We start from the raw sequence: 21,268 nt of genomic DNA, 5'->3' as shown, positions 1-21,268 counted from the left end.
GGGTAGGGGCATTGGCACCGGCTCACACCCCGGGGTCACCGCCCCCCTCCGGACCGCGCCCCGGGGTGGGGCCCTTGCCCCCGGCCCCCACCCCCGGGGTCGCCGCCCCCCTCCGGACCTCACCCCCGGGTGGGGGCCCTTGCCCGTTTGTCCGCACCCCCGGGGTCACCGCCCCTCTTTCCGGACCTCACCCCCGGGTGGGGGCCCTTGCCCGCTTGTCCGCACCCCCGGGGTCGCGGCCCCTGCCCCCTGGCCCGTACCCCGGGGTGGGGGCATTGCCCCGGCCCACACTCCGGGGTCGCTGCCCCTGCCTCCCGACCGCACCCCCCGGGGGGCCTTGGCCCCGGACCGCACCCCGGGGTCGTCGCCCCTACCCCTGGCCCGTACCCCGGGATGGGGGCCTTGGCCCCGGACCGCGCGCCTCGGAGGCGCCCCTCCCGCGTACGGGGTCCCCGCCTTGGGGCACCGCCGCCGGCCCCGAGGTCCGCACCCCAGGGGACCGTGCCTCGCGGCCGTACCGACGGCCGGCGCTGGCCCGGCCCCGGTTCGGCGCGGGCTCCGGCTTCGGCTTCGGCTTCTGCCATGCCGCGTGCCGCCCCCGCCCCGTACCTCCGCGTCCTCCGGGATCGGGTCCCGCCCGTGCACGGGGGCTTCAGCGGTGGCGCGCGTGTGCCTCCAGGGCTTCCGCGAGGCCGGCCCGGTCCGTGCCCAGTTTGCGGTACACCGGGGACAGGTCCCGGCCCCGGGCCGCCGGGGCGTCCCGTACCGCCAGCTCCGCCAGCCGGAGCTCCTCCTCCGTCGGCCCGTCCGCCCACGCCCCGTCCCCCACGGCGCCGCCCAGACTCGCCACGAGGCCGTCCGCCCCGCACTCCCCCGCCGTCACCACCGCCCGCGCCAGCAGCTCCGCGTCGCCGAGCTCCGTCCCCAGCGCGGCCAGCGCGCACGCCAGCTCGTACCCCGCCGGCGAGGCGGACAGCAGCTCCACCGCCTCCCGCAGCAGCCCCTCCCGTTCCTCCGGAGCCGCCACCTCCGCCGCCACCCGCAGCGCCTGCCCCACCCCCGACGGGGCGCCGAAGGCGCGGGCCCTCCGGATCGCGTCGGCCGCCAGGGCCCTGGCCCGGCCGGGGTCCTCCGCCGCCACGGCCCGGGCCAGGTGCAGCTGCCACGGGCACCAGGACGGGTTCCGGATGCCGCGCGGGCTCAGCCTGCGGTCCACGGACTCCAGTTCGGCCGCCGCCGCCTTCGTCTGGCCGCGGGCCAGCAGCAGTTCGGCGTACACGGTCTGCGCGTCCGGGAAGACCACCGCCGCCGGGAAGGACTCGCCGAACGCGTGCTCCCGCGCCAGCTCCCACGCCTCGTCCACCCGTCCCCGCGCGAGCAGGGTCGTGGCGAGGATCGCGATGGCGTACCAGTGCACGGGCGTGCCGCGCCCCACCCGCTCGGCGAGCCGCAACCCGGCCCGGGCCAGCTCCTCGGCCTGCGCGAGCCGCCCGCGCCGGTAACGGATGTACGCGCGCAGGCTGTACGCGAACGACAGGTGGGCCCCGCGCCAGCCCTGCCGCTCGAACTCGGAGGTGCCCGCCTCGAACAGCTCCTCCGCCCGGCCGGGCCGGTCCGCGTACATGTGGACCATGGCGGCGAGCACCGGCACCTCGAAGCCCCGGTCCTCGTGCGCCCAGCTGAACTCCGCGCCCAGGGCGCGTACCGCGTGGTGCAGGACCACGTCCACCGGCTCCCCGCGCAGGCAGGCGTCCCAGGCTCGCAGCCCGATGACGTACCGCTCGGTGAGGTCGCGGCCGGTCAGCCGGTCCGCGAGCCGGGCCAGCCGGCGCGAGCGCGCCGGGGAGTCGGGCTCGCCGGCGTCGAAGGCGTCCCACATGAACTGCTCGGACTGCAGGCGCAGTCGGGCCCGGACGTCCCGGGTGTACGGGATCTCCCGCGCGAGCGCGTCCGAGGCGTCGGCGAGGCGGTCGCTGTGGGCGAGGACCTGGGCGAGCCGGATGACGATGCCCTGGCGCAGGGCCGGGTCGTCGAAGGGTTCGGCGAGCGCGGCCCGCAGGTGGTTGACGGTGTTGGCCGGCTCGGTGAGGAGGGAGGCGCAGCCGAGCTCGTACAGCACGGCGGCGCGCTCGTCGAAGTCCGGGGGTTCGCGCAGGGCGCGCGCGAGCTGGCGGCGGGCGGCCTCGGGAGCGCCGGCCCGCAGGTTCTCGGCGGCGGCCGCGCGCAGGGTCCGTACCACCCAGGGGTCGTTCTCGGGGTGGGTCTCCAACAGGTGGCGGGCGGCGGCGGAGGACCCGAGTCCGGCGTCGACGACGGCCACGGCGGCCTGTCCGTGGAGCGCGACGCGCAGGGCGTCGGGGATGGCCCGGTAGAGGGCGGTGGCGATGAGCGGGTGGACGAACTCCAGCCCGGTGTCGCGCTCTTCGCCGGGCCCGGACAGGATGCGGGCCTCCCGCAGCCGCGCGGTGGCTCCGGCGGCCTCCTCGGGGCCGAGCCCGGCGACCCGGGCGGCGAGTTCCTGCGGGATGGCGGTGCCGAGGACGGCGCAGGCCCAGCCGAAGCGGACGGTGGACGGGCCGAGCCGCTCGAAGCGGGAAACGAGGCCGCTGCCGTGCTGGGCGGCGGCGAGGTCGCGCAGCAGCGGGGCGCTGGCCGAGGTGGGGTCGAGGCCCTTGTCGCGGACCTTGGCGGTGAGCTCGACGGCCTCGAAGGGGTTGCCGGTGGTGACGGCCCAGGCCTCCCGGCAGAAGGCGTCGTCGGCGTGGTCGCCGACGGCCTCGCGGACCAGGGTGGAGACGGCGGCCTCGGTGAGCGGTGCGAGGGCCAGCGGGCGGTGTCCCGCGCGGCCGGGCAGCGTACGGAAGGCCTCGGCGTGGGACGGGAGTTCCTCGGGGCGGTAGGCGACGACGAGGAGCAGCGGGAGGTGTTCGGCGCGCGGGGCGAAGGAGGCGAGCCAGGAGAGGGATTCGGGGTCGGCCCAGTGGGCGTCGTCGAGGACGAGGGCGACGGGGGCGCGCTGCACGGTGAGGTGGGTGAGGACCCAGTCGAGGCCGTCGCGCAGGCCCTGGGGGTCGGGCGGGGCGCCCTGTTCGGGGGCGCACAGGCCGAGTGCCGGGCCGACGATGGAGTACCAGCTGCCGAGGGCGGCGTGCAGTTCCTCCTCGGAGCGGCCGGCCAGGTGGGGCTGGATGAGCTGGCGGGCGACGTGGAAGGGCTGGCTCTGCTCCTGTTCGCCGCCGCGGGCGGCCAGCAGGGTGCAGTTGCGGGCGAGGGCGCGGCGGCGCACTTCGGCGAGGAGGGTGGTCTTGCCGAGGCCGGCGGGACCGGAGAAGGCGAGCAGCGTGCCGCCTGCGCCGCCGCCGGTGCCGCCGCCCGTGCCGACACCAGGACCGGAGCCGGCACCGGATCGGATGCCGGCACCGGATCGGATGCCGGCACCGGATCGGATGCCGGTACCGGAGCCGTCGCCGGAGCCGGTACCGGAGCCGGTACCGGAGCCGCCGAGCTGCTCCAGGGCCTCGTCCACGGTGGCGAGTTCGGCCTCGCGTTCGAACATTTTGCGCCGTCTGCGGGTCGGGCGTTCCGTCATGGCTGGTACCCCCCAGGCCGGTTCGGGGCATCAGCGTACGCCCGCGCACGCACGCGGGAAGGGGTTCGGCCGAGAAAGATCGGATTCTTCGGAAACGGGCGTCCGGGCCGTTTACCGGTGTCTCAATTACATCGAACGGGTTGCCAGTTCTTCCAGTACGGCCACGGCTTCGGCCGCCCGGTCGGCGGGCACGAAGAGGTGGTCGTGGTGGTACCCGGCGATGACGTTGCAGCTGAGTCCGTGCGCGGCGAGCTCGGCGGCGAAGGCTCCGGTGAGGCCGACGGCGTCGAGGGCGGAGTGGATGCGCAGGGTGATCCATCCTGCGGTGTAGTCGTAGGCGAGGCCGGCGGCGTCGGCTTCCTCCTGGCGCAGGACGAGGGTGAGCCCTTCGGCCTCCAGGACGGTGGCGACGGGGGTGGCTCCGGCCGGGGGCGCGGTGGCCCCGGGGACCGTGCAGAAGACGTACCGCCCCTCGTGCAGCTCGGGGCGCATGCCGCTCAGCAGTTTTCTCAGGTCGCTCTGGCCACTCATACCGCCACCCTACCTATCATCCCGGTATGACCGATTCCGCGCCTGCAGCGTCGGCGCCCTCGGAGGGCGAACGGCACGCCTCCTGGCTGGAGCTGTTCTTCGATCTGACGGCGGTGGCGGGCGTCGCCCAGCTGGCGCACCTGCTGCACGGCGGCCCGGGCCGGACCGATGTGGCGCTGTACGCGGTGATGTTCCTGGCGTTCTGGACGGGCTGGATGCTGTTCACGGTGTACGGGAACGTCAGCGGCGAGGAGGCGCGCACGTGGACGGTGCTGGCCGGGATGTTCGGCATGGCGGTGATGGCGGCTTCGGTGCACGGCGTACGGGAGGACCGGGCGGGGGCGTTCGCTCTGGCGTACATCCTGGTGCGATCGCTGGCCGGCAAGGCGTGGGAGCGCCGCGGCGAGTACGTGCCGGACCTGCCGATCACCCAGCTGGGACTGGGCCTGACGCCGTGGATCGTGTCGATGTGGTTCGACGGGACGGCCCGGTACGCGCTGTGGGCGCTGGGACTGGCCATCGACCTGGCGGTGATGTTCTCCGTGTCCGGCGCGCGCCTGGCCGCCCGGGTGGACGCGCAGTACGCGCGGGAGGAGGCGCGCAGGCGGCGGGCTTCGCCCAAGCCGGTGGCGGCGCTGATGGACGCGCCGCACCTCGGGGAGCGGCTGGGCCTGTTCCAGCTGATCGTGCTGGGCGAGGCGGTGGCCCAGGTGGTGGCCGCCGCCTCGGTGGTGGAGTGGGACGCGGCGCTGTACGGGGTGGGCGTCGGCGCGTTCCTGCTGCTGCTCCTGCTGTGGTCGCTGTCGCTGCGGCACGGGGCGGAGGGGGTGCCGCTGCTGGCGTGGGACGTCCTTCCGGTACGACTGGTCCTGCCGCTGCACTGCTTCGTCGCGGGCTCGGTGGCGGCGCTGGCGGCGGCGCTCGGCGACGCGGTGGAGTACACGGACCACCCGGTTCCGGGGTCGGTGCGGTGGCTGCTCTGCGGGAGCGGCGCGGTGTACCTGGCGATCGCGGGGGTGGCGGCGGCCGGCTCGGGTCGCGCGAGGCGGGAGGTTCTGCTGCTGGTGGGGCCGCCGCTGGCCGTCGTACTGGTGGCGGGGGCGGTGGCCCGGGGGGCGGCGGCCGTACAACTGGTGTGGCTGCTGGTGCTGGCGGCGGCATGGCCGCGGGTGGTGGTGGAGCGGCTCCCGCGGACGCCCCCGACGCCACCGCCCACGCCTCAGTAAAACTCCCGGCCCCCGTTCTCGTAGATCCGGCGGTGCCACCAGGCGCGGGGCCGGCCGCTCCAGTCGGCCCACCGGCCGGCGGGCGGGTCCGGTTCGGGGAGGGTGCGCCGGCGGAACTCCGCGTCCAGGCCGTGCAGGACACGGCCCAGCGCGGTACGGGCGGCGGGCGGCAGGGTGCGGTGGAGGTCGGCCAGTTCGTCCCGGACGACGGCGACGTCGTCGCGCGCGCAGCCGGGGCAGGCCGGGCAGGAGGACGGGGCCGCCAGCAGGAGGCTGCCGGGTCGGCGCAAGAAGGCCCGGTACCGGGTCAGCAGCTCCGCGACCTCGTCGCCCCGGCCGGGCCGGGCCCAGTGGACCGCGGCCGCGGCGGCGGGCGGGAGCCGGTCCACGGAGGGCAGTTGCCAGGCCCAGGCGGGCGGGCGGCGGTCCTCGTACGTTCCTCGTTCGGCGCGCAGCGCGCCGGGCCGTCTACGCGGCATCGCCCTTTCGGCGGATGATCGTCATGCCCCCATGGTGCAGGGGCGCTCCGCGGGGTGCAAGGGGGTTCGGGAGCCGGGCCCGCGGGCCCGCGGCCGGCGCGGGCTCCGGGGGCACCGATCGCCGGCTACGTCAGGTCGAACTCGCCGCCCCTCGCGCCCAGTACGAACTTGCGCCACTCGTCGGGCGCGAAGATCAGCGAGGGGCTCTCGGGGTGTTCGCTGTTGCGCATCGCGATGAACCCCTCGACGAAGGCGATCTGGACGTCGCCCGCCCCCCGGCTGCTCGACTGCCAGTCCGCCCCGCTGAGATCGAGGTCCGGCTTGCCCCAGCCGGCTGCCAGGGGCTGTGAAGTCATGCTCTCGGCCACGTGCGTGCTCCTCCCGGTACTCCCGGTACGTCGTCCGGGGGCCAGAGTAACCATCGCAGCGGGTGCCGCACAGGCCACGGTGAGTCACCCGTGGCCGGTCCGGCACCACCCCGCGCGCCCGCCTCCGGGGTCCGAGTCCGTTCATGAGGCGGGGGGTTCGGCTCCCACCAGCCACATCGCGAAGAACTGCGCGCCGCCGCCGTACGCGTGACCCATGGCCCGGCGGGCTTGCGGGACCTGGTGTTCGCCGGCCCGGCCGCGGACCTGGAGCGCCGCCTCCGCGAAGCGGATCATGCCCGAGGCGCCGATCGGGTTGGTGGACAGCACCCCGCCCGACGGGTTCACCGGGAGGTCGCCGTCGAGTTCGGTGACCCCCGCCTCGGTGAGCTTCCAGCCCTCCCCCTCCTCCGCGAAGCCGAGGTTCTCCAGCCACATCGGCTCGTACCAGGAGAACGGCACGTACATCTCCACCGCGTCGATCTCCCGCCGCGGATCGGTGATCCCGGCCTGCCGGTAGACGTCGGCCGCGCAGTCCTTGCCCGCCTGCGGCGACACGAAGTCCTTGCCCGCGAAGAGGGTCGGCTCGCTGCGCATCGCCCCGCCGTGCACCCAGGCCGGCGGCCGCGGCGAACGGGCCGCGCCCTCGCGGTCGGTGAGGATCATCGCGCAGGCCCCGTCCGAGGAGGGGCAGGTCTCGGAGTACCGGATCGGGTCCCAGAGCATCGGCGAGGCCTGGACCTTCTCCAGGGTGATGTCGTGCTCGTGCAGGTGCGCGTACGGGTTCTTCAGCGCGTTGCGGCGGTCCTTGTACGCGACGAGCGAGCCGACCGTGTCGGGCGCGCCGGTGCGCCGCATGTACGCGCGCACGTGCGGGGCGAAGAACCCGCCGGCCCCCGCCAGCAGCGGCTGCTGGAACGGAACGGGCAGCGACAGGCCCCACATGGCGTTGGACTCGGACTGCTTCTCGAACGCCAGGGTCAGGACGGTGCGGTGGACCCGGGCGGCGACGAGGTGGGAGGCGACGAGGGCCGTGGAGCCGCCGACCGAACCGGCCGTGTGGACGCGGAGCATGGGCTTGCCGACCGCCCCGAGGGCGTCCGCCAGGTACAGCTCCGGCATCATCACGCCCTCGAAGAAGTCGGGTGCCTTGCCGATGACGACCGCGTCGATGTCCGCCCAGGTCAGCTCGGCGTCGGCGAGGGCGCGCAGCGCGGCCTCGCGCACGAGGCCGGCGAGGGAGACGTCGTGGCGGGCGGCGACGTGCTTGGTCTGGCCGATGCCGACGACGGCGACCGGCTCCTTTCCCGTACGCGTCATGCGGGTTCCCCTTCCAGGACGGCGACCAGGTTCTGCTGGAGGCAGGGGCCGGAGGTGGCGTGCGCGACGGCCCGGTCGGACTCGCCGCGGTGGATCCGGGCTGCTGCCTCGCCGATCCGGATGAGACCGGCGGCCATGACCGGGTTCGCGGCGAGCGCCCCGCCGGAGGGATTGACCACGACGTCGTCCCCGCCGAGTCCCAGCGCCTTGCGGAGGACGACCTCCTGGGAGGAGAAGGGCGCGTGCAGTTCGGCGGTGTCCACCGGGGCGTCGAACACGCCCGCGTGCTCGGCGGCGATCCGGGTGGACGGGGAGTCGGTGAGGTCGCGCAGGCCCAGGCCGTGCGCCTCGATGCGGTGGTCGATGCCGGTGATCCAGGCGGGGCGCGCGCACAGCCGCCGCGCGGTGTCGCCCGCCGCGAGGATGACGGCCGCCACTCCGTCGCCGATGGGCGGGCAGTCTCCCGTACGCAGCGGCCGGACCTGGTAGCCGCCCTGCGGGACGGCGTCGCCGCGGAGCTGGGCGTGCGGGTTGGCCTCGGCGGCGGCCCGGCTGCGGGCGCCGATGGCCGCGAGGGCGCCCTCGTCGGTCTCCCCCGCGTCGATCAGCGCCTGGGCCTGGAGGGCGGCCAGGGCCACCGAGTCGGGCCAGAGCGGAGCGAGGTAGTAGGGGTCGAGCTGCCGGGTCAGGACGTCCCGTACGGATCCCGGGGAGGACTTCCCGTACGAGTAGACCAGCGCGGTGTCGGCCTCGCCGGTCTGGATCTTGACCCAGGCCTCGTACAGGGCCCAGGCGCCGTCCATCTCGACGTGCGACTCGGAGATCGGCGGCCAGGCGCCGACCCCGTCGAGGGTCATGGTGAAGGAGAAGGCCCGGCCGGCGAGGTAGTCGCTGGATCCGGAGCAGGTGAAGCCGATCTCGCCGGCCTTCAGACCGGTCTGGGCGAGCACCCGGTGCAGGACCGGCATGACCATCTCGACTTCGCTGAGTTCGTCGCTGCGGCGCAGGTGGTCGCTCTGCGCGAAGGCCACGACGGCCACGTCCCGCGCGTACCTGCTCGTCGTGGGCATCAGATGAGCTCCTTGTACGCGTCGTAGTCGGCGTCCGGCTCGCCGGTGGGGCGGTAGTGGTCGGGGTGGCGGCCGCCCTCGGTCCACACGGGTTCGACGCGCAGGCCCATGCGGACCTGGTCGTAGGGGATGCCGCCGATCCGGCCGTGCAGGGCGAGGTCGGCGCCGTCGAGGGCGATGTGGGCGTAGACGTACGGGACTTCGATGTCCAGGTTCTTGGCCTTGATGTTGACGATGCAGTACGTCGTGACGGTGCCGGCCGGGCCGACCTCGACCTGCTCGGTGGTGGCCACCCCGCAGGTCGGGCAGGCGCCGCGCGGCGGTACGTACACCTTGTGGCAGGAGGGGCAGCGCTCGCCGACGGTCCGCCGCTCGGCGAGCGCGTTGATGTACGCGGTCTGGGCGCGGCCGGGGCTGTACGTGTAGTCGAGGCGGGCGGCGGCGACGATGCCGGTGACGGCGTCGGCGAACTGCCCGTCGTGCGGGGCCGCTTGCGCGGCCTCCGCCGTTGCCGCGGCCTCCGCGGCCTCCGTGGCTTCCACGCCTTCCGCGGCGTCGTGGGGTTCGAAGCAGGCGATGTCGGTGATGGCTCCGCCGCGCTCGTCCGCCCAGCGGATCCGTACCCGCATGCCGGTGCGGACGGCCTCGGGGCCGGGGGCGTCGAGGGCGTGCAGGATCGCGGTGTCGGCGCCGTCGAGGCGGACCAGGACCCAGGCGAAGGGGGTGCCGAGCGGCTGGTTCGGGCGCGGGGAGCCGTTCCAGGCCCAGGTGGTGACGGTTCCGGTGGCACCGACCTCGACGAGTTCGCGGATCTCCTCGGCGGTGACGGGGTCGTACTCGACGGGCGGGACCATCACCTTGCCGTCGGCGGTCTTGACGCCGAGGACGACGCGCTCGCGCAGCCCGGTGAGGAAGGCGCTCTGGACGGGCCCGAGGGAGCGGGTGAACGGGAACTCGACGACCAGGGGCGCGCGCAGCACCTCTGGCGGGGACGCGGCGGGTGTCATGGCTGTCTCTCCGATGTTCTGGTGTTCCGAACGGCTGGGGCGGGGATCACGCACGGGGCCTGGCCACTTCCGGACGGCCGGCGGTCACTCCCGCCGGTACACGGCGGGCCGCTTCTCGGCGAAGGCCCGCGCCCCCTCCTTCGCGTCCGCGGTGTCGAAGACCGGCCAGCCCCGCAGCAGTTCCGAGGCCAGGCCCTCCGTCTCCGTCAGTTCGGCGGTCTCGTAGACCGAGGCCTTCACGGCCTCGACGGCCAGCGGCCCGCACGCGTTGACCTGCTCGGCGATCTCCAGGGCCTTGGCCAGGGCGGTCCCCTCGGGGACGACCTGCCCGACCAGCCCGATCCGGGCCGCCTCCTCCGCCGAGTACGGCCGGCCGGTCAGCAGCATCTCCAGGGCGTGCGTGCGCGGGATCTGCCGGGGCAGGCGTACCGTCGAGCCGCCGATCGGGAACAGGCCCCGCTTCACCTCGAAGAGTCCGAAGGTGGCGCCCGCGCCCGCCACCCGGATGTCCGTGCCCTGCAAGATCTCGGTCCCGCCGGCCACGCAGTACCCCTCCACCGCCGCGATCACGGGCTTGCGCGGCCGGTGGTGGCGGAGCATCGCCTTCCAGTGCAGGTCGGGGTCGGCCCCCAGCCGGTCCCGGTACTGGTCGCGCGCCATCCCCTTCCCGGCCAGCGCCTTGAGGTCCATCCCGGCGCAGAAGTCCCCGCCCGCGCCCGTCAGGACCACCGAGCGGATCGTGTCGTCGGCGTCCGCCTCCAGCCAGCCGTCGTACAGCCCCACCAGCAGCGGCAGCGAAAGCGCGTTCTTCGCCTCCGGCCGGTTCATGGTGAGCACCAGCGTGGCGCCGTGGCGCTCCACGTTCAGGTGTTCCGTCCCACCCATTGCCGTCCTCCCGTCTCAAGACCTAGAACAGGTTGCAGGAGGGCCGGGTGCAGTTCAATAGTTTTCTGACACACAGTCAGTTTTCTTCGGCCGCGCCCTTCCCACTTGGGCTGAGCGGCGCTCTAATGACCGCCGCGGGCGACAGCCACGGCCCGGCAACGGGAAACCTCGGGGGTGAGGAGGAACGGTGGAGTACAACCTTGCCGACCTGTTCGAGTCGGTCGTCGACGTGGTTCCGGACCGCGAGGCCCTGGTGTACGTGGACCACCCCGGCACCGGCGCCGAGCGCCGCCTCACGTACGCGGAACTGGACACCGCGGCCAACCGCATCGCGCACCACCTGCTGGACAGCGGCTTGACGGCCGGCGAGCACCTGGGCCTGCACCTCTACAACGGCATCGAGTACCTCCAGACCGTCCTGGCCTGCCTCAAGGCCCGCCTCGTACCGGTGAACGTCAACTACCGGTACGTGGAGGAGGAGCTGGTCTACCTCTACAACGACGCCGACCTCGCCGCGCTCGTCTTCGAGGGCGAGTTCACCGGGCGCGTGGCCGCCGCCCTCCCGCAGACGACGAAGCTGCGCCACCTGATCCGCGTCGGGGCCGCCCCGGAGGGCGCCCCGGAGCCGTCGATCGCGCCGGTCGCGTACGCGGACGCGGAGGCGGCCGGCTCGCCCGCGCGCGGCTTCGCGCCCCGCTCCCCCGACGACCTGTTCATCATCTACACGGGCGGCACCACCGGCATGCCCAAGGGCGTCATGTGGCGCGCGGAGGACCTGTTCTTCGCGGGGCTCTTCGGCGGCGAACCCTCGGGCGAGCCGGTGAAGCGGCCCGAGGAGCTCGCCGAGCGGGTCGCGTCGAAGGGCGCCGGGCTGACCTTCTTCCCGGCTCCCCCGCTGATGCACGGCACCTCGACGCTGACCTCGTTCATCGCCTTCAACTACGGCCAGCGGGTGGTCATCCACCGCAAGTACGCGCCGGAGGAGGTGCTCCGTACGATCGAGAAGGAGCGGGTGTCGAGCGTCTCGCTGGTGGGCGACGCGATGCTCCGGCCGCTCATCGACGCCCTGAAGGGCCCGCTCCAGGGGACCGACCTGTCCTCGCTGTTCAGCGTCTCCTCCTCCGGGGCGATCATGTCGGAGACGGTACGGGCCGAGTTCCAGCGGCTGGTGCCGAACGTCATGCTGCTGAACAACTTCGGGTCCTCCGAGTCCGGGTCGAACGGCAGGGCGGCCGACGACTCCGGCCCCGAGAAGGGCTTCCGGCTCGTGGTCAACGACCGTACGCAGGTGGTCGACCCGGTGACGCACGAGCCGGTGCCGGTGGGCGTACCGGGGCGGCTCGCGCAGCGCGGCCACGTCCCGCTCGGCTACTACAACGACGCGGCGAAGACCGCCGAGACCTTCTTCCGGAAGGGCTCCGAGCGGTGGGTGCTGCTCGGGGACATGGCGACGGTGGACGAGGAGGGCATCGTCACGGTCCTCGGGCGCGGCTCGCAGTGCATCAACACGGGCGGCGAGAAGGTCTATCCGGAGGAGGTCGAGCAGGCGCTGAAGTCCCATCCGGACGTGTACGACGCCCTCGTCGCCGGGGTGCCGGACGCGAAGTGGGGCAGTCACGTGGCGGCCGTGGTGCAGCTGCGGACGGGCGCGCCCGAGCCGAGCCTGGACGAGATACAGCGGCACTGCCGGACCAGGCTGGCGGGGTACAAGATCCCGCGCCAGCTGGTGGTGGCGCCGGCCATCCAGCGCTCGCCGAGCGGCAAGGCGGACTACCGCTGGGCGAAGTCGGTGGCGGCGGAGGCGGACGCGGCGCGCTGACCCGCGGGGCTTCAGTGGGCCGGGTCGCAGCGGGCGGTGGGCGGGGCCCTTCGGGCCCCGCCCACCGGCGCGTGGTCCGCGCGGCCGGCAGTCGCGGCCCCAGGCCGGGTGCGCGCGGCCGCAGCGGCGGCCGGAGACCGGGTGTGCGCGCCGCTCAGGCTCCGGTGGCCAGGAAGCCCTCCACGCGCGCCGCGAACCACTTCGGGTCGTCCAGCCACGGGAAGTGCGCGCCGCCCGGCTGGACGTCGGCGACGCCCTGCGGGAAGAGCCCCGCGAGTTCGGCGGCGAGGGCGGCCGTCGGGTTGTTGTCGAGCTCCCCGGCCAGGACCAGCACCTCGCCCGCCACGCGCCGCAGGGCGGCCCGGGTGGCGGGCGGGTCGAAGGCGCCGGGGCCCGCGAAGGCGGCGGACGCCACCGCGTTCTTCTCCCGGTCGCTCGCCTCGACGTGGGCGCGCGCCTCCTCGTCCCAGCGCCCGTAGGCGAGGGGCATCACCCGGCGCCAGTCCGCCGGGGTGGGGGCGCCGCCGGCCGCCAGGATCCCGAGTATCTGCTCGTACGCGGCGATGGCCGTGTCGTACGGCTCGCCGCCCGCCCGCTTGCGGATCACCTCCCGGCGCTGCTCCGGGGTGGAGTCGAGGCCCACGGCCCAGCAGGTCGGGGTGATCAGGGCCAGGCGGCGCAGCCGGTCGGGGTGCGCGGCCGCGTACAGCAGCGCGAGGTTGCCGCCGGCCGAGTGGGTCAGTACGTCCATGCGCTCCAGGCCGAGGTGGATCCGGAGCGCCTCGACGTCGGCGACCTGGTGGTCGACCCGGTACGTGGACGCGTCGGCCGGGACCGCCGAGCCACCCGTGCCCCGCAGGTCGAGGAGGACCAGCCGGCGTCCGGCGGCCAGCCCGCCGAGGTCGCCCAGGTAGGAGGAGGCCCGCATGGCGCCGCCGGGGAGGCAGACGAGCGGCTCGCCCTCGCCCCGGACGTGGTAGGCGAGTTCGGTTCCGTCATAGGTGGTGAAGATCGGCATGGGCCCATCCCATCATGCGATCACTCGTTCGAGTCATTGATTTCACCGCCGGGCTGGGGCAATCTACCGAATGATCGGTCGGTTGACTCGAATCAAAGCTCCGGTTCACGGTCCACGATGAGGTGACGGCATGACGGCGCATGCGGATGTCCACGACGACGGCGAGCGGCTGAGCAGCGACGAGCTGGCCGCGCTCCAGCTGCGGCGGCTGCGCGCCACCTTGAGCCATGCCTACGAGCACGTGCCGCACTACCGGCAGGCCTTCGACAAGGCCGGTGTGCACCCCGACGACTGCCGTTCCCTCTCCGATCTCGCCCTCTTCCCCTTCACCACCAAGGCCGACCTGCGCGAGCAGTACCCCTTCGGCATGTTCGCCGTGCCGCGCTCCGAGGTGCGCCGCATCCACGCCTCCAGCGGCACCACCGGCCGCCCCACCGTCGTCGGGTACACCGACAACGACCTCTCCACCTGGGCGGACGTGGTGGCCCGGTCCATCCGTGCGGCGGGCGGCAGACCGGGCCAGCTGGTGCACATCGCGTACGGGTACGGCCTGTTCACCGGCGGCCTCGGCGCGCACTACGGCGCGGAGCGCCTCGGCTGTACGGTCGTCCCCGCGTCCGGCGGGATGACCGACCGGCAGGTCCGGCTGATCCAGGACTTCCGGCCGGAGGTCATCATGGTGACCCCCTCGTACATGCTCACGCTGCTGGACGAGATGGAGCGCCAGGGCATCGATCCGCGCAGCACCTCGCTCCGTACGGGGATATTCGGCGCGGAGCCGTGGACGGAGGAGATGCGCCGCGAGATCGAGCAGCGGCTCGACATCGACGCGGTGGACATCTACGGCCTGTCCGAGGTGATGGGCCCGGGCGTGGCGCAGGAGTGCGTCGAGACCAAGGACGGCCTGCACATCTGGGAGGACCACTTCTATCCGGAGGTCGTGGACCCGTTCACCGGTGAGGTGCTGCCGGAGGGCGCGTCCGGGGAGCTGGTGTTCACCTCGCTCACCAAGGAGGCCATGCCGATCATCCGCTACCGGACCCGGGACCTGACCCGGCTGCTGCCCGGTACGGCCCGGCCGGCGTTCCGGCGGATGGAGAAGGTGACCGGCCGCAGCGACGACATGATCATCCTGCGCGGGGTCAACCTCTACCCGACGCAGATCGAGGAGATCCTGCTCCGTACCCCCGGTCTGGCCCCGCACTTCCAGCTGCGGCTGACCCGGGAGGGCCGGATGGACGCCCTGACCGTACGGGTGGAGGCGCGCCGGGAGGCGGATTCCGCTCAGCGGCAGTCCGCGGCCGCCTCCGTGGTCCGCGCGGTCAAGGACGGCATCGGGGTCTCGGTGGCCGTCGAGGTGGTCGACCCGGAGACCCTGGAGCGCTCCGTGGGCAAGATCAAGCGCCTGATGGACCTCCGCGAGCCGCGGTAGCCGACCGGGGAGCGCCCGGGGAGGGGGACGGGATCCGGCGCGACCTCGGCCGGGCCCCGAAACCACCCCTTCGGGCCCACTTCCGGGGAGCCTCCGAGAGCCGGCGGGTCCGTCCGGGTAGTCCATGAGGCGTGACCTCGATCTTCCGCCAGCTCCACGACCGGCTCCAGGCCTCCCCGGCCGGGCTGGCGTGGAGCCGGGGGCGGGAGATGGAGCTCATGCACCGGGCCATGGGCTTCGCCGCCCTGGGCTTCCTGACCCTGGTACCGCTGCTGGTGGTCGTCGCGGCCGCCGCCCCCGGCAGCGGCTCCGGCTTCGGCCGCTGGCTCGGCCAGGCCCTCGGGGTCACCGAGTCCTCGCGGTCCCGGGTCGAGATGCTGTTCGGCGCCGCGGACCTGGCGCTGGAGCGGACCACCGCGTTCGGGCTCGCGGCCCTCGCCGTGTTCGGCCTGACCTTCGGCTCGGCCGTGCAGACCGGGTACGAGAAGGTCTGGGACCTGCCCACCGCCCGCTGGCACACCATGTGGCGGCACGTCGTCTGGCTGGCCCTGCTGGTCTGCTACCTCGGGCTGCTCGTCGAGATCCCCGCCCCGTCGAACGACACCGTCGGCACGATCCTCGGCACCACCGGCGACCTGCTCGGCACCATCCTCTTCTTCTGGGGCTCCCAGCGGCTGCTGCTCGGCGGCCGGGTCCGCTGGCGGGCCCTGCTGCCGGGGGCGGTGGCGACCAGTCTGGGCCTGCTCGGCCTGCGGGTCTTCTCCCAGCTGGTGTTCTCCCCGCTGATCGCCTCCAACGCCGTCACCTACGGCCCCTTCGGCACGCTGCTGGTCGTCCAGTCCTGGCTGGTCGGCGTCGGTTTCGTGGTCTACGGAGGCGCCCTGGTCGGTCGCCTGGCCCACGAACGCCTCACCCTCCGCCGCCTCCGGGACACCGGCCTGCCGGCGGACTGAGGCCCCGGCCGGTCCTACCCGGGCTACCGGTCCTACCGGCCCCGGCCGGTCCTACCGGGCCATGCCGGGCTACCGTCCCTGCCGGTCCTCCTGCCCGAAGCGGTCGCGGAGTTCGCGCTTGAGGATCTTGCCGCTCGCGTTGCGCGGGAGGGCGTCCACGAACAGCACCCGCTTCGGGGCCTTGAAGTGGGCCAGCTTCTCCCTCGCGTACGCCAGCAGCTCCGCCTCCGTCACCTCCCCGCGCGGCACCACGACCGCCGTGACCGCCTCGATCCACCGCTCGTCGGGCAGGCCCACGACCGCCGCCTCGGCCACCCCCGGGTGGGTGTAGAGCGCGTCCTCGACCTGCCGCGAGGCCACCAGCACGCCGCCCGAGTTGATGACGTCCTTCACCCGGTCGACGACCGTGAAGTACCCCTCCGCGTCCCGTACCGCGAGGTCTCCGGAGCGGAACCAGCCGTCCCGGAACGCCTTCTTCGTCGCCTCCGGGTCGTTCCAGTACCCCAGGCAGAGCTGGGGCGAGCGGTACACCACCTCACCCGCCGTGCCGTCCGGCACGTCCGCGCCGTCCTTGTCGACGACCTTCGCCTCGACGTGGCGGACCGGCCGCCCGCAGGAGTCCATCCGCCCCTCGTGCTCGTCCGGTCCCAGGACGGTGGCCAGCGGGCCGATCTCGCTCTGCCCGAAGCAGTTGTAGAAACCGAGCCCGGGCAGCCGTGCCCGCAGCCGCTCCAGCACGGGCACCGGCATGATCGAGGCCCCGTAGTACGCCTTGCGCAGCGCGCCCAGGTCGCGGCGCCCGAAGTCCGGGTGGCCCGCCAGCCCGATCCACACCGTGGGCGGCGCGAACAGGCTGTCCGCCCGTCCCGCCTCCACCAGGGCGAAGACCTCCTCGGCGACCGGCGCGTCCAGGATCGTGTTCTGCGCGCCCACCGCCAGGTAGGGCAGCAGGAAGACGTGCATCTGCGCCGAGTGGTAGAGCGGCAGCGAGTGCACCGGCCGGTCCGCCTCGGCCAGGTCCAGCGCCTCGATCGCGCTCTCGTACTCGTGGACCAGCGCCTTGTGCGTCATCATCGCGCCCTTGGGCAGCGAGGTGGTCCCCGAGGTGTAGAGCAGCTGCACCACGGCGTACGGGTCGCGGTCCGCTGCGAACGGCAGCGGATCGGCGAGCTCCCCCAGGAACGAGCCGGGCGCGTCGCGCAGCGGCCGTACGGCATGGCCCTCGGGGATCCGCGCGGCCAGGTCCGGATCGGCGAGGACCAGCGCGCTCGTGCAGTCGTCCAGGATGTACGCGAGGTCCTCGCCGGTCAGGTTCTGGTTGACCGGGACGTGCGTGAGCCCGGCGCGGGCGCAGGCGAGGAAGGCCAGCAGGTAGGCGTCGGAGTTGTGGGCGAACGTCGCGACCCGGTCGCCGTCGGCCAGTCCGTACCGCTCCCGCAGGACGGCGGCGCCGGTGGAAACGGCGGCGTCGAGCTCCGCGTACGTCCACGTCCGTTCGCGGTAGCGGACCGCCTGCCGGCCGGGGACCCGCAGCGCGCTGTCGCGCACCAGCCCGTCGACCGTGTTCTGCCGCACCGCCCGCGCTGCCGTCATGGCGTGATCCTCGTCTGCGCGCACACCCAAGGTCAATGACCCGGGCCACCGGGATACCAAACGGGATGTTGACAGAGCATCAGGTCGCCTGCATGAGTGTGGGGGCACACAAGCACCGCCTGCACCGCGGGCAACCCCGCCCATCCGCAGGCTACTTGGGAGGCACGTTGCATCTCCGCACCCGCCCGCTGCTCCGGCGCGCCGCGCTCGTCGGCGCCGCCCTGCTCGCCGCCACTGCGGCGGCCCCGCAGGCCTCGGCCGCGACCACCGCGACGGCCGGCGCCGACCGCGCGCCCTCCGGCGGCGGCCTGTCCGCCGTCATCCGGTACACCGAGAACGGCATCCCGCACATCCTGGCCCGGGACTACGCGCACCTCGGCTTCGGCAACGGCTGGGCCCAGGCCGCCGACCAGGCCTGTGTGCTCGCCGACGGGTTCGTGACCGTGGCCGGCGAGCGTTCGCGCTGGTTCGGCGCCGACACGGCGACCGACGGCTCGCTGTCCTCCGCGAGCAAGAACCTCACCAGCGACCTGTACTTCAAGGGGGTCCGGGAGTCCGGGACCGTCGAGAAGCTCCTCGCCGCGCCCGCCCCGGCCGGTCCCACCCGGGACCTCAAGGAGCTGATGCGCGGCTGGGCCGCCGGGTACAACGCCTGGCTGGCCCAGAACAAGATCACCGACCCGGCCTGCAAGGGCGCCGCCTGGGTACGTCCGGTCACCGCCGTCGACGTGGCCGCCCGCGCCTTCGCCGTCTCGGTGATCGGCGGCCAGGGGCGCGCCGTCGACGACATCGCCGCGGCGCAGCCGCCGGGCCGGGCGGCCCCCGCCGCGGCCGGACGGAGCGCCGGCCCGATGACCGGCTCGGCCGCCGACCCCGCGGCCGCCGCCGAGGCCGCGCGGGCCTTCTTCGACACCGGCCGCTACGACATGGGTTCCAACGCGGTGGCCTTCAGCGGCTCCACCACCGCGAACGGCAGCGGCCTGCTGCTCGGGAACCCGCACTACCCCTGGCAGGGCGGCCGCCGGTTCTGGCAGTCGCAGCAGACCATACCCGGCGAGCTGAACGTCTCCGGCGGCTCCCTGCTGGGCACTCCCGTCGTGAACATCGGCTTCAACGAGAAGGTGGCCTGGAGCCACACCGTGGCCACCGGCACCCCCGTCAACCTGCACCAGCTCACCCTGGACCCGGCCGACCCGACCGCCTACCTGGTCGACGGCGAGCCGGAGAAGATGACGCGGCGCCAGGTGACCGTGCAGGTGTCGGGCGGCGCCCCGGTCAGCCGCACCCAGTGGTGGACCCGCTACGGGCCCGTGGTCACCGGCCTGGGCGCGGGCCTGCCGCTGCCCTGGACGGCCGGCACGGCGTACGCGCTGAACGACCCGAACGCGGCCAACCTGCGCGGCTCCGACACCGCCCTCGCCATCGGCAAGGCCCGCTCCGTCGCCGGGATCCAGGACGCGCTCCGGCGCACGCAGGGCCTGCCCTGGGTCAACACGGTCGCCGCGGACTCGGCCGGCGGCACGCTGTTCACCCAGTCCCAGGTGCTCCCCCGGATCACCGACGAGCTCGCCGCCCGCTGCTCCACCCCGCTCGGCAGGGCCACGTACCCGGCGTCCGGGCTCGCGGTCCTCGACGGTGCGCGCGGCGACTGCGCGCTCGGCTCGGACCCGGACGCGGTGCAGCCGGGGGTGTTCGGGCCGGGGAAGGCGCCGACGCTGCGCGACGCCCCGTACGCCGAGAACTCCAACGACAGCGCCTGGCTGGCCAACGCCGAGACGCCGGTGACCGGCTACGAGCGGATCTGGGGCAGCCTCGGCACCCCGCGCTCGCTGCGGACCCGGGGCGGGGTGGAGGACGTCGCCGCGATGGCCGCCAAGGGCGGGCTGACCGTGGCGGACCTGCAGAAGCAGCAGTTCGCGAACCGGGTGCCGGCCGGGGACCTGGCCGCGGCCGACGCGGCGAAGGCCTGCGCCGTCCTGCCCGGTGGCTCGGCCACCGCGAGCGACGGCCGGCCGGTGGACGTCTCGGCGGCCTGTCCGGTGCTGGCGGGCTGGGACCACCGGGCCGACACCGGCAGCCGCGGCGCGCTGCTCTTCGACCGGTTCTGGCGCAAGCTGACCGCGAGCACGCCGGCCAAGGACCTGTGGCTGGTGCCGTTCTCGGCGGCCGACCCCGTCCGCACGCCCCGTACGCTCAACCAGGCGGCGCCCGGGATCGCAAGGGCGCTCGCGGACGCGGTCGCGGAGCTGCGGGCGGCCGGCATCGCGCTGGACGCGCCGCTCGGCGAGCACCAGTTCGTGGTGCGCGGCGGGCAGAAGCTGCCGGTGCCGGGCGGCACCGAGGCGCTGGGCGTGTGGAACAAGATCGAGGCGCCGTGGAACGCGGCGGCCGGCGGCTACCCGGAGGTCGTGCACGGCTCCAGCCACATCCAGGCGGTCGGCTGGGACGGCGGCCGGTGCCCGGTGGTGGCGCGCACGCTGCTGACGTACGGCCAGTCGTCGGACCCGGGCTCGCCGCACTACGCCGACCAGACCCGGCTGTTCTCCCAGGAGCGGTGGGTGACCTCCCGTTTCTGTGAGCGGGACATCCTCACCTCGCCGCAGCTGAAGGTGGTCTGGCCGCGCGAGCGCCGCTGACCCGCGCCTCACCGGGCGGGGCCGGATCGTTCCGGCCCCGCCCTGGTGGGCTCAGGGGCTGACGGCGAGGAACAGGTACGCGGCCAGCAGGACGAGGTGCACGCCGCCCTGGAGCAGCGTGGCCCGGCCGGGCGCGATGGTGAGGGCGCTGACCACGACGGTGAGGGCGAGCAGCACCATGTGGATCGGCCCGAGGCCCAGCAGCAGCGGGCCCGACAGCCAGATGGTGGCGAGGGCGATGGCGGGGATGGTGAGGCCGATGCTCGCGATGGCCGAGCCGTAGGCCAGGTTGAGGCTGGTCTGGACGCGGTCGCGGCGGGCGGCGCGGACGGCGGCGAGGGTTTCCGGCGCCAGTACGAGCAGGGCGATGATCACACCGACGACGGCGTTGGGGAGGCCCGCGCTGGCGACGCCCGCCTCGATGGTGGGCGAGACGGCCTTGGCGTCGCCGACCACGGCGATGAGCGCGACCAGCAGCAGCCCGAGGCTGACCAGGGCGGCGCGGGAGGTGGGCGGGGCGGCGTGCTCGCCGTCGCTGTCGCCGCCCCCGTCGCCGCCCCCGTCCCCGTCCCTGTCCGCATCGCCGCCGCCGGGGGCCGCGGCCGCGGTCCCGGCTGTTTTCCCCGTACCGGCCCCGGTGGCCACGGGCAGGAAGTAGTCCCGGTGGCGGACCGTCTGGACGGCGATGAACAGCCCGTACAGGGCGAGCGAGGCGACGGCTGCGAACGCCAGCTGGGCGGTGGAGAACTCCGGCCCCGGCTTGCTGGTGGTGAACGTCGGCAGGACCAGGCTGAGGGTGGCCAGGGTCGCCACGGTGGCCAGGGCGGCCCCCGACCCCTCGGCGTTGAAGACGGCGACCCGGTTGCGCAGGGCGCCGACGAGCAGGGACAGGCCGACGATGCCGTTGCAGGTGATCATGACGGCGGCGAAGACGGTGTCCCGGGCGAGGGAGGCGGTCTTGTCGCCGCCGTCGGCCATCAGGGTGACGATGAGGGCCACTTCGATGACGGTGACGGCGACGGCCAGGACGAGCGAGCCGAACGGCTCGCCCACCCGGTGTGCGACGACTTCGGCGTGGTGCACGGCCGCCAGCACCGCACCCCCGAGGCAGAGGGCGACCAGGGCCACGGCGTATCCGGGCAGATCGCGTCCCCAGCTGAAGACGAGCGCGAGGAGCGCCACCACGGGGACCACCACGGTCCAGTCGGTCAGGGGGAATCTGCGGGGTGCCGTACTCATATCAGCCAACTTGCCAGAAGTGTCCCCCGAGTGCGGCGCAAGGGACGCGTCCGGGGCTCTGACGTGGCACTTCTCACGAAATGTCGGGCGTGGCGGATGCCGTTCC

Annotated in this window: 16 protein-coding genes; 5 read left to right on the top strand and 11 right to left on the bottom strand. The window is 74.2% G+C overall.

The window, feature by feature from the left end; genetic code table 11:
* Positions 1 to 652: 652 nt before the first annotated feature.
* Together ADK52_RS35065 and ADK52_RS35060 are read right to left on the bottom strand one after the other, a co-directional pair.
* Positions 653 to 3,556, bottom strand: coding sequence for an ATP-binding protein (locus ADK52_RS35065; protein WP_078988833.1), 2,904 nt, complete (start codon positions 3,554 to 3,556; stop codon positions 653 to 655).
* Positions 3,557 to 3,715: 159 nt separating this feature from the next.
* Complete coding sequence (locus tag ADK52_RS35060) at positions 3,716 to 4,120, bottom strand: ACT domain-containing protein (RefSeq protein ID WP_053693900.1); 405 nt, start codon at positions 4,118 to 4,120, stop codon at positions 3,716 to 3,718.
* 26 nt (positions 4,121 to 4,146) lie between these two features.
* Here ADK52_RS35060 and ADK52_RS35055 point away from each other — a divergent pair, with 26 nt between their 5' ends.
* Complete coding sequence (locus tag ADK52_RS35055; RefSeq protein ID WP_053693899.1) at positions 4,147 to 5,346, top strand: low temperature requirement protein A; 1,200 nt, start codon at positions 4,147 to 4,149, stop codon at positions 5,344 to 5,346.
* Here ADK52_RS35055 and ADK52_RS35050 read toward each other — a convergent pair.
* The 6 genes from ADK52_RS35050 to ADK52_RS35025 all read right to left on the bottom strand — a co-directional run bounded on the left by ADK52_RS35050 (position 5,340) and on the right by ADK52_RS35025 (position 10,472).
* A complete protein-coding gene (locus tag ADK52_RS35050) occupies positions 5,340 to 5,825 on the bottom strand; it encodes a hypothetical protein (protein WP_053693898.1) in 486 nt (161 codons plus the stop codon). The genes ADK52_RS35055 and ADK52_RS35050 overlap by 7 nt on opposite strands.
* Positions 5,826 to 5,950: 125 nt before the next feature.
* A complete protein-coding gene (locus tag ADK52_RS35045) occupies positions 5,951 to 6,181 on the bottom strand; it encodes a DUF397 domain-containing protein (protein ID WP_107090249.1) in 231 nt (76 codons plus the stop codon).
* Between the two features lie 153 nt (positions 6,182 to 6,334).
* The gene (locus tag ADK52_RS35040) at positions 6,335 to 7,510 is read right to left on the bottom strand and encodes a thiolase domain-containing protein (protein WP_053693896.1); all 1,176 of its coding nucleotides are present in this window, start codon (positions 7,508 to 7,510) and stop codon (positions 6,335 to 6,337) included.
* Entirely contained in the window at positions 7,507 to 8,580 is a 1,074-nt protein-coding gene (locus ADK52_RS35035) for a thiolase domain-containing protein (protein WP_053693895.1), read from the bottom strand. Before ADK52_RS35035 ends, ADK52_RS35040 begins: the two co-directional genes overlap by 4 nt.
* The gene (locus ADK52_RS35030; RefSeq protein ID WP_053693894.1) at positions 8,580 to 9,587 is read right to left on the bottom strand and encodes a Zn-ribbon domain-containing OB-fold protein; all 1,008 of its coding nucleotides are present in this window, start codon (positions 9,585 to 9,587) and stop codon (positions 8,580 to 8,582) included. Before ADK52_RS35030 ends, ADK52_RS35035 begins: the two co-directional genes overlap by 1 nt.
* An 84-nt stretch (positions 9,588 to 9,671) precedes the next feature.
* Positions 9,672 to 10,472 carry a crotonase/enoyl-CoA hydratase family protein gene (locus ADK52_RS35025; protein WP_053693893.1) on the bottom strand — a complete coding sequence of 267 codons (801 nt, stop codon included), beginning with the start codon at positions 10,470 to 10,472 and terminating at the stop codon, positions 9,672 to 9,674.
* A gap of 187 nt (positions 10,473 to 10,659) precedes the next feature.
* Here ADK52_RS35025 and ADK52_RS35020 point away from each other — a divergent pair, with 187 nt between their 5' ends.
* Positions 10,660 to 12,291: an acyl-CoA synthetase gene (locus ADK52_RS35020; RefSeq protein WP_053693892.1), complete on the top strand. Its 1,632-nt coding sequence runs from the start codon at positions 10,660 to 10,662 to the stop codon at positions 12,289 to 12,291.
* Between the two features lie 154 nt (positions 12,292 to 12,445).
* Here the strand turns inward: ADK52_RS35020 and ADK52_RS35015 are convergent, their stop codons facing one another.
* Positions 12,446 to 13,309 carry an alpha/beta fold hydrolase gene (locus ADK52_RS35015; RefSeq protein ID WP_053693891.1) on the bottom strand — a complete coding sequence of 288 codons (864 nt, stop codon included), beginning with the start codon at positions 13,307 to 13,309 and terminating at the stop codon, positions 12,446 to 12,448.
* A gap of 130 nt (positions 13,310 to 13,439) precedes the next feature.
* On the opposite strand from ADK52_RS35015, the gene paaK reads away from it, so the two are divergent.
* Positions 13,440 to 14,741: a phenylacetate--CoA ligase PaaK gene (gene paaK, locus ADK52_RS35010; RefSeq protein WP_053693890.1), complete on the top strand. Its 1,302-nt coding sequence runs from the start codon at positions 13,440 to 13,442 to the stop codon at positions 14,739 to 14,741.
* A gap of 131 nt (positions 14,742 to 14,872) precedes the next feature.
* Positions 14,873 to 15,694 carry a YhjD/YihY/BrkB family envelope integrity protein gene (locus ADK52_RS35005; RefSeq protein ID WP_053693889.1) on the top strand — a complete coding sequence of 274 codons (822 nt, stop codon included), beginning with the start codon at positions 14,873 to 14,875 and terminating at the stop codon, positions 15,692 to 15,694.
* 69 nt (positions 15,695 to 15,763) lie between these two features.
* Here ADK52_RS35005 and ADK52_RS35000 read toward each other — a convergent pair whose 3' ends face one another.
* Complete coding sequence (locus ADK52_RS35000; protein WP_053693888.1) at positions 15,764 to 17,287, bottom strand: fatty acyl-CoA synthetase; 1,524 nt, start codon at positions 17,285 to 17,287, stop codon at positions 15,764 to 15,766.
* A 167-nt stretch (positions 17,288 to 17,454) separates the two neighbouring features.
* Between ADK52_RS35000 and ADK52_RS34995 the strand changes: the two genes are divergently transcribed.
* Positions 17,455 to 19,923: a penicillin acylase family protein gene (locus ADK52_RS34995; protein WP_053693887.1), complete on the top strand. Its 2,469-nt coding sequence runs from the start codon at positions 17,455 to 17,457 to the stop codon at positions 19,921 to 19,923.
* Positions 19,924 to 19,974: 51 nt separating this feature from the next.
* Here the strand turns inward: ADK52_RS34995 and ADK52_RS34990 are convergent, their stop codons facing one another.
* Positions 19,975 to 21,162 (bottom strand): calcium:proton antiporter, encoded by a 1,188-nt coding sequence (locus ADK52_RS34990; RefSeq protein WP_053693886.1) that lies wholly within the window; start codon positions 21,160 to 21,162, stop codon positions 19,975 to 19,977.
* Between the last annotated feature and the right edge of the window lie 106 nt (positions 21,163 to 21,268).

Origin of the sequence: Streptomyces sp. WM6372 (assembly GCF_001279655.1) — a bacterium.
In the GTDB taxonomy this organism is placed as follows: Bacteria; Actinomycetota; Actinomycetes; order Streptomycetales; family Streptomycetaceae; genus Streptomyces.
The sequence above is the reverse complement of the archived record's forward strand: the minus strand, read 5'-3'. Positions and strand labels throughout refer to the sequence as shown.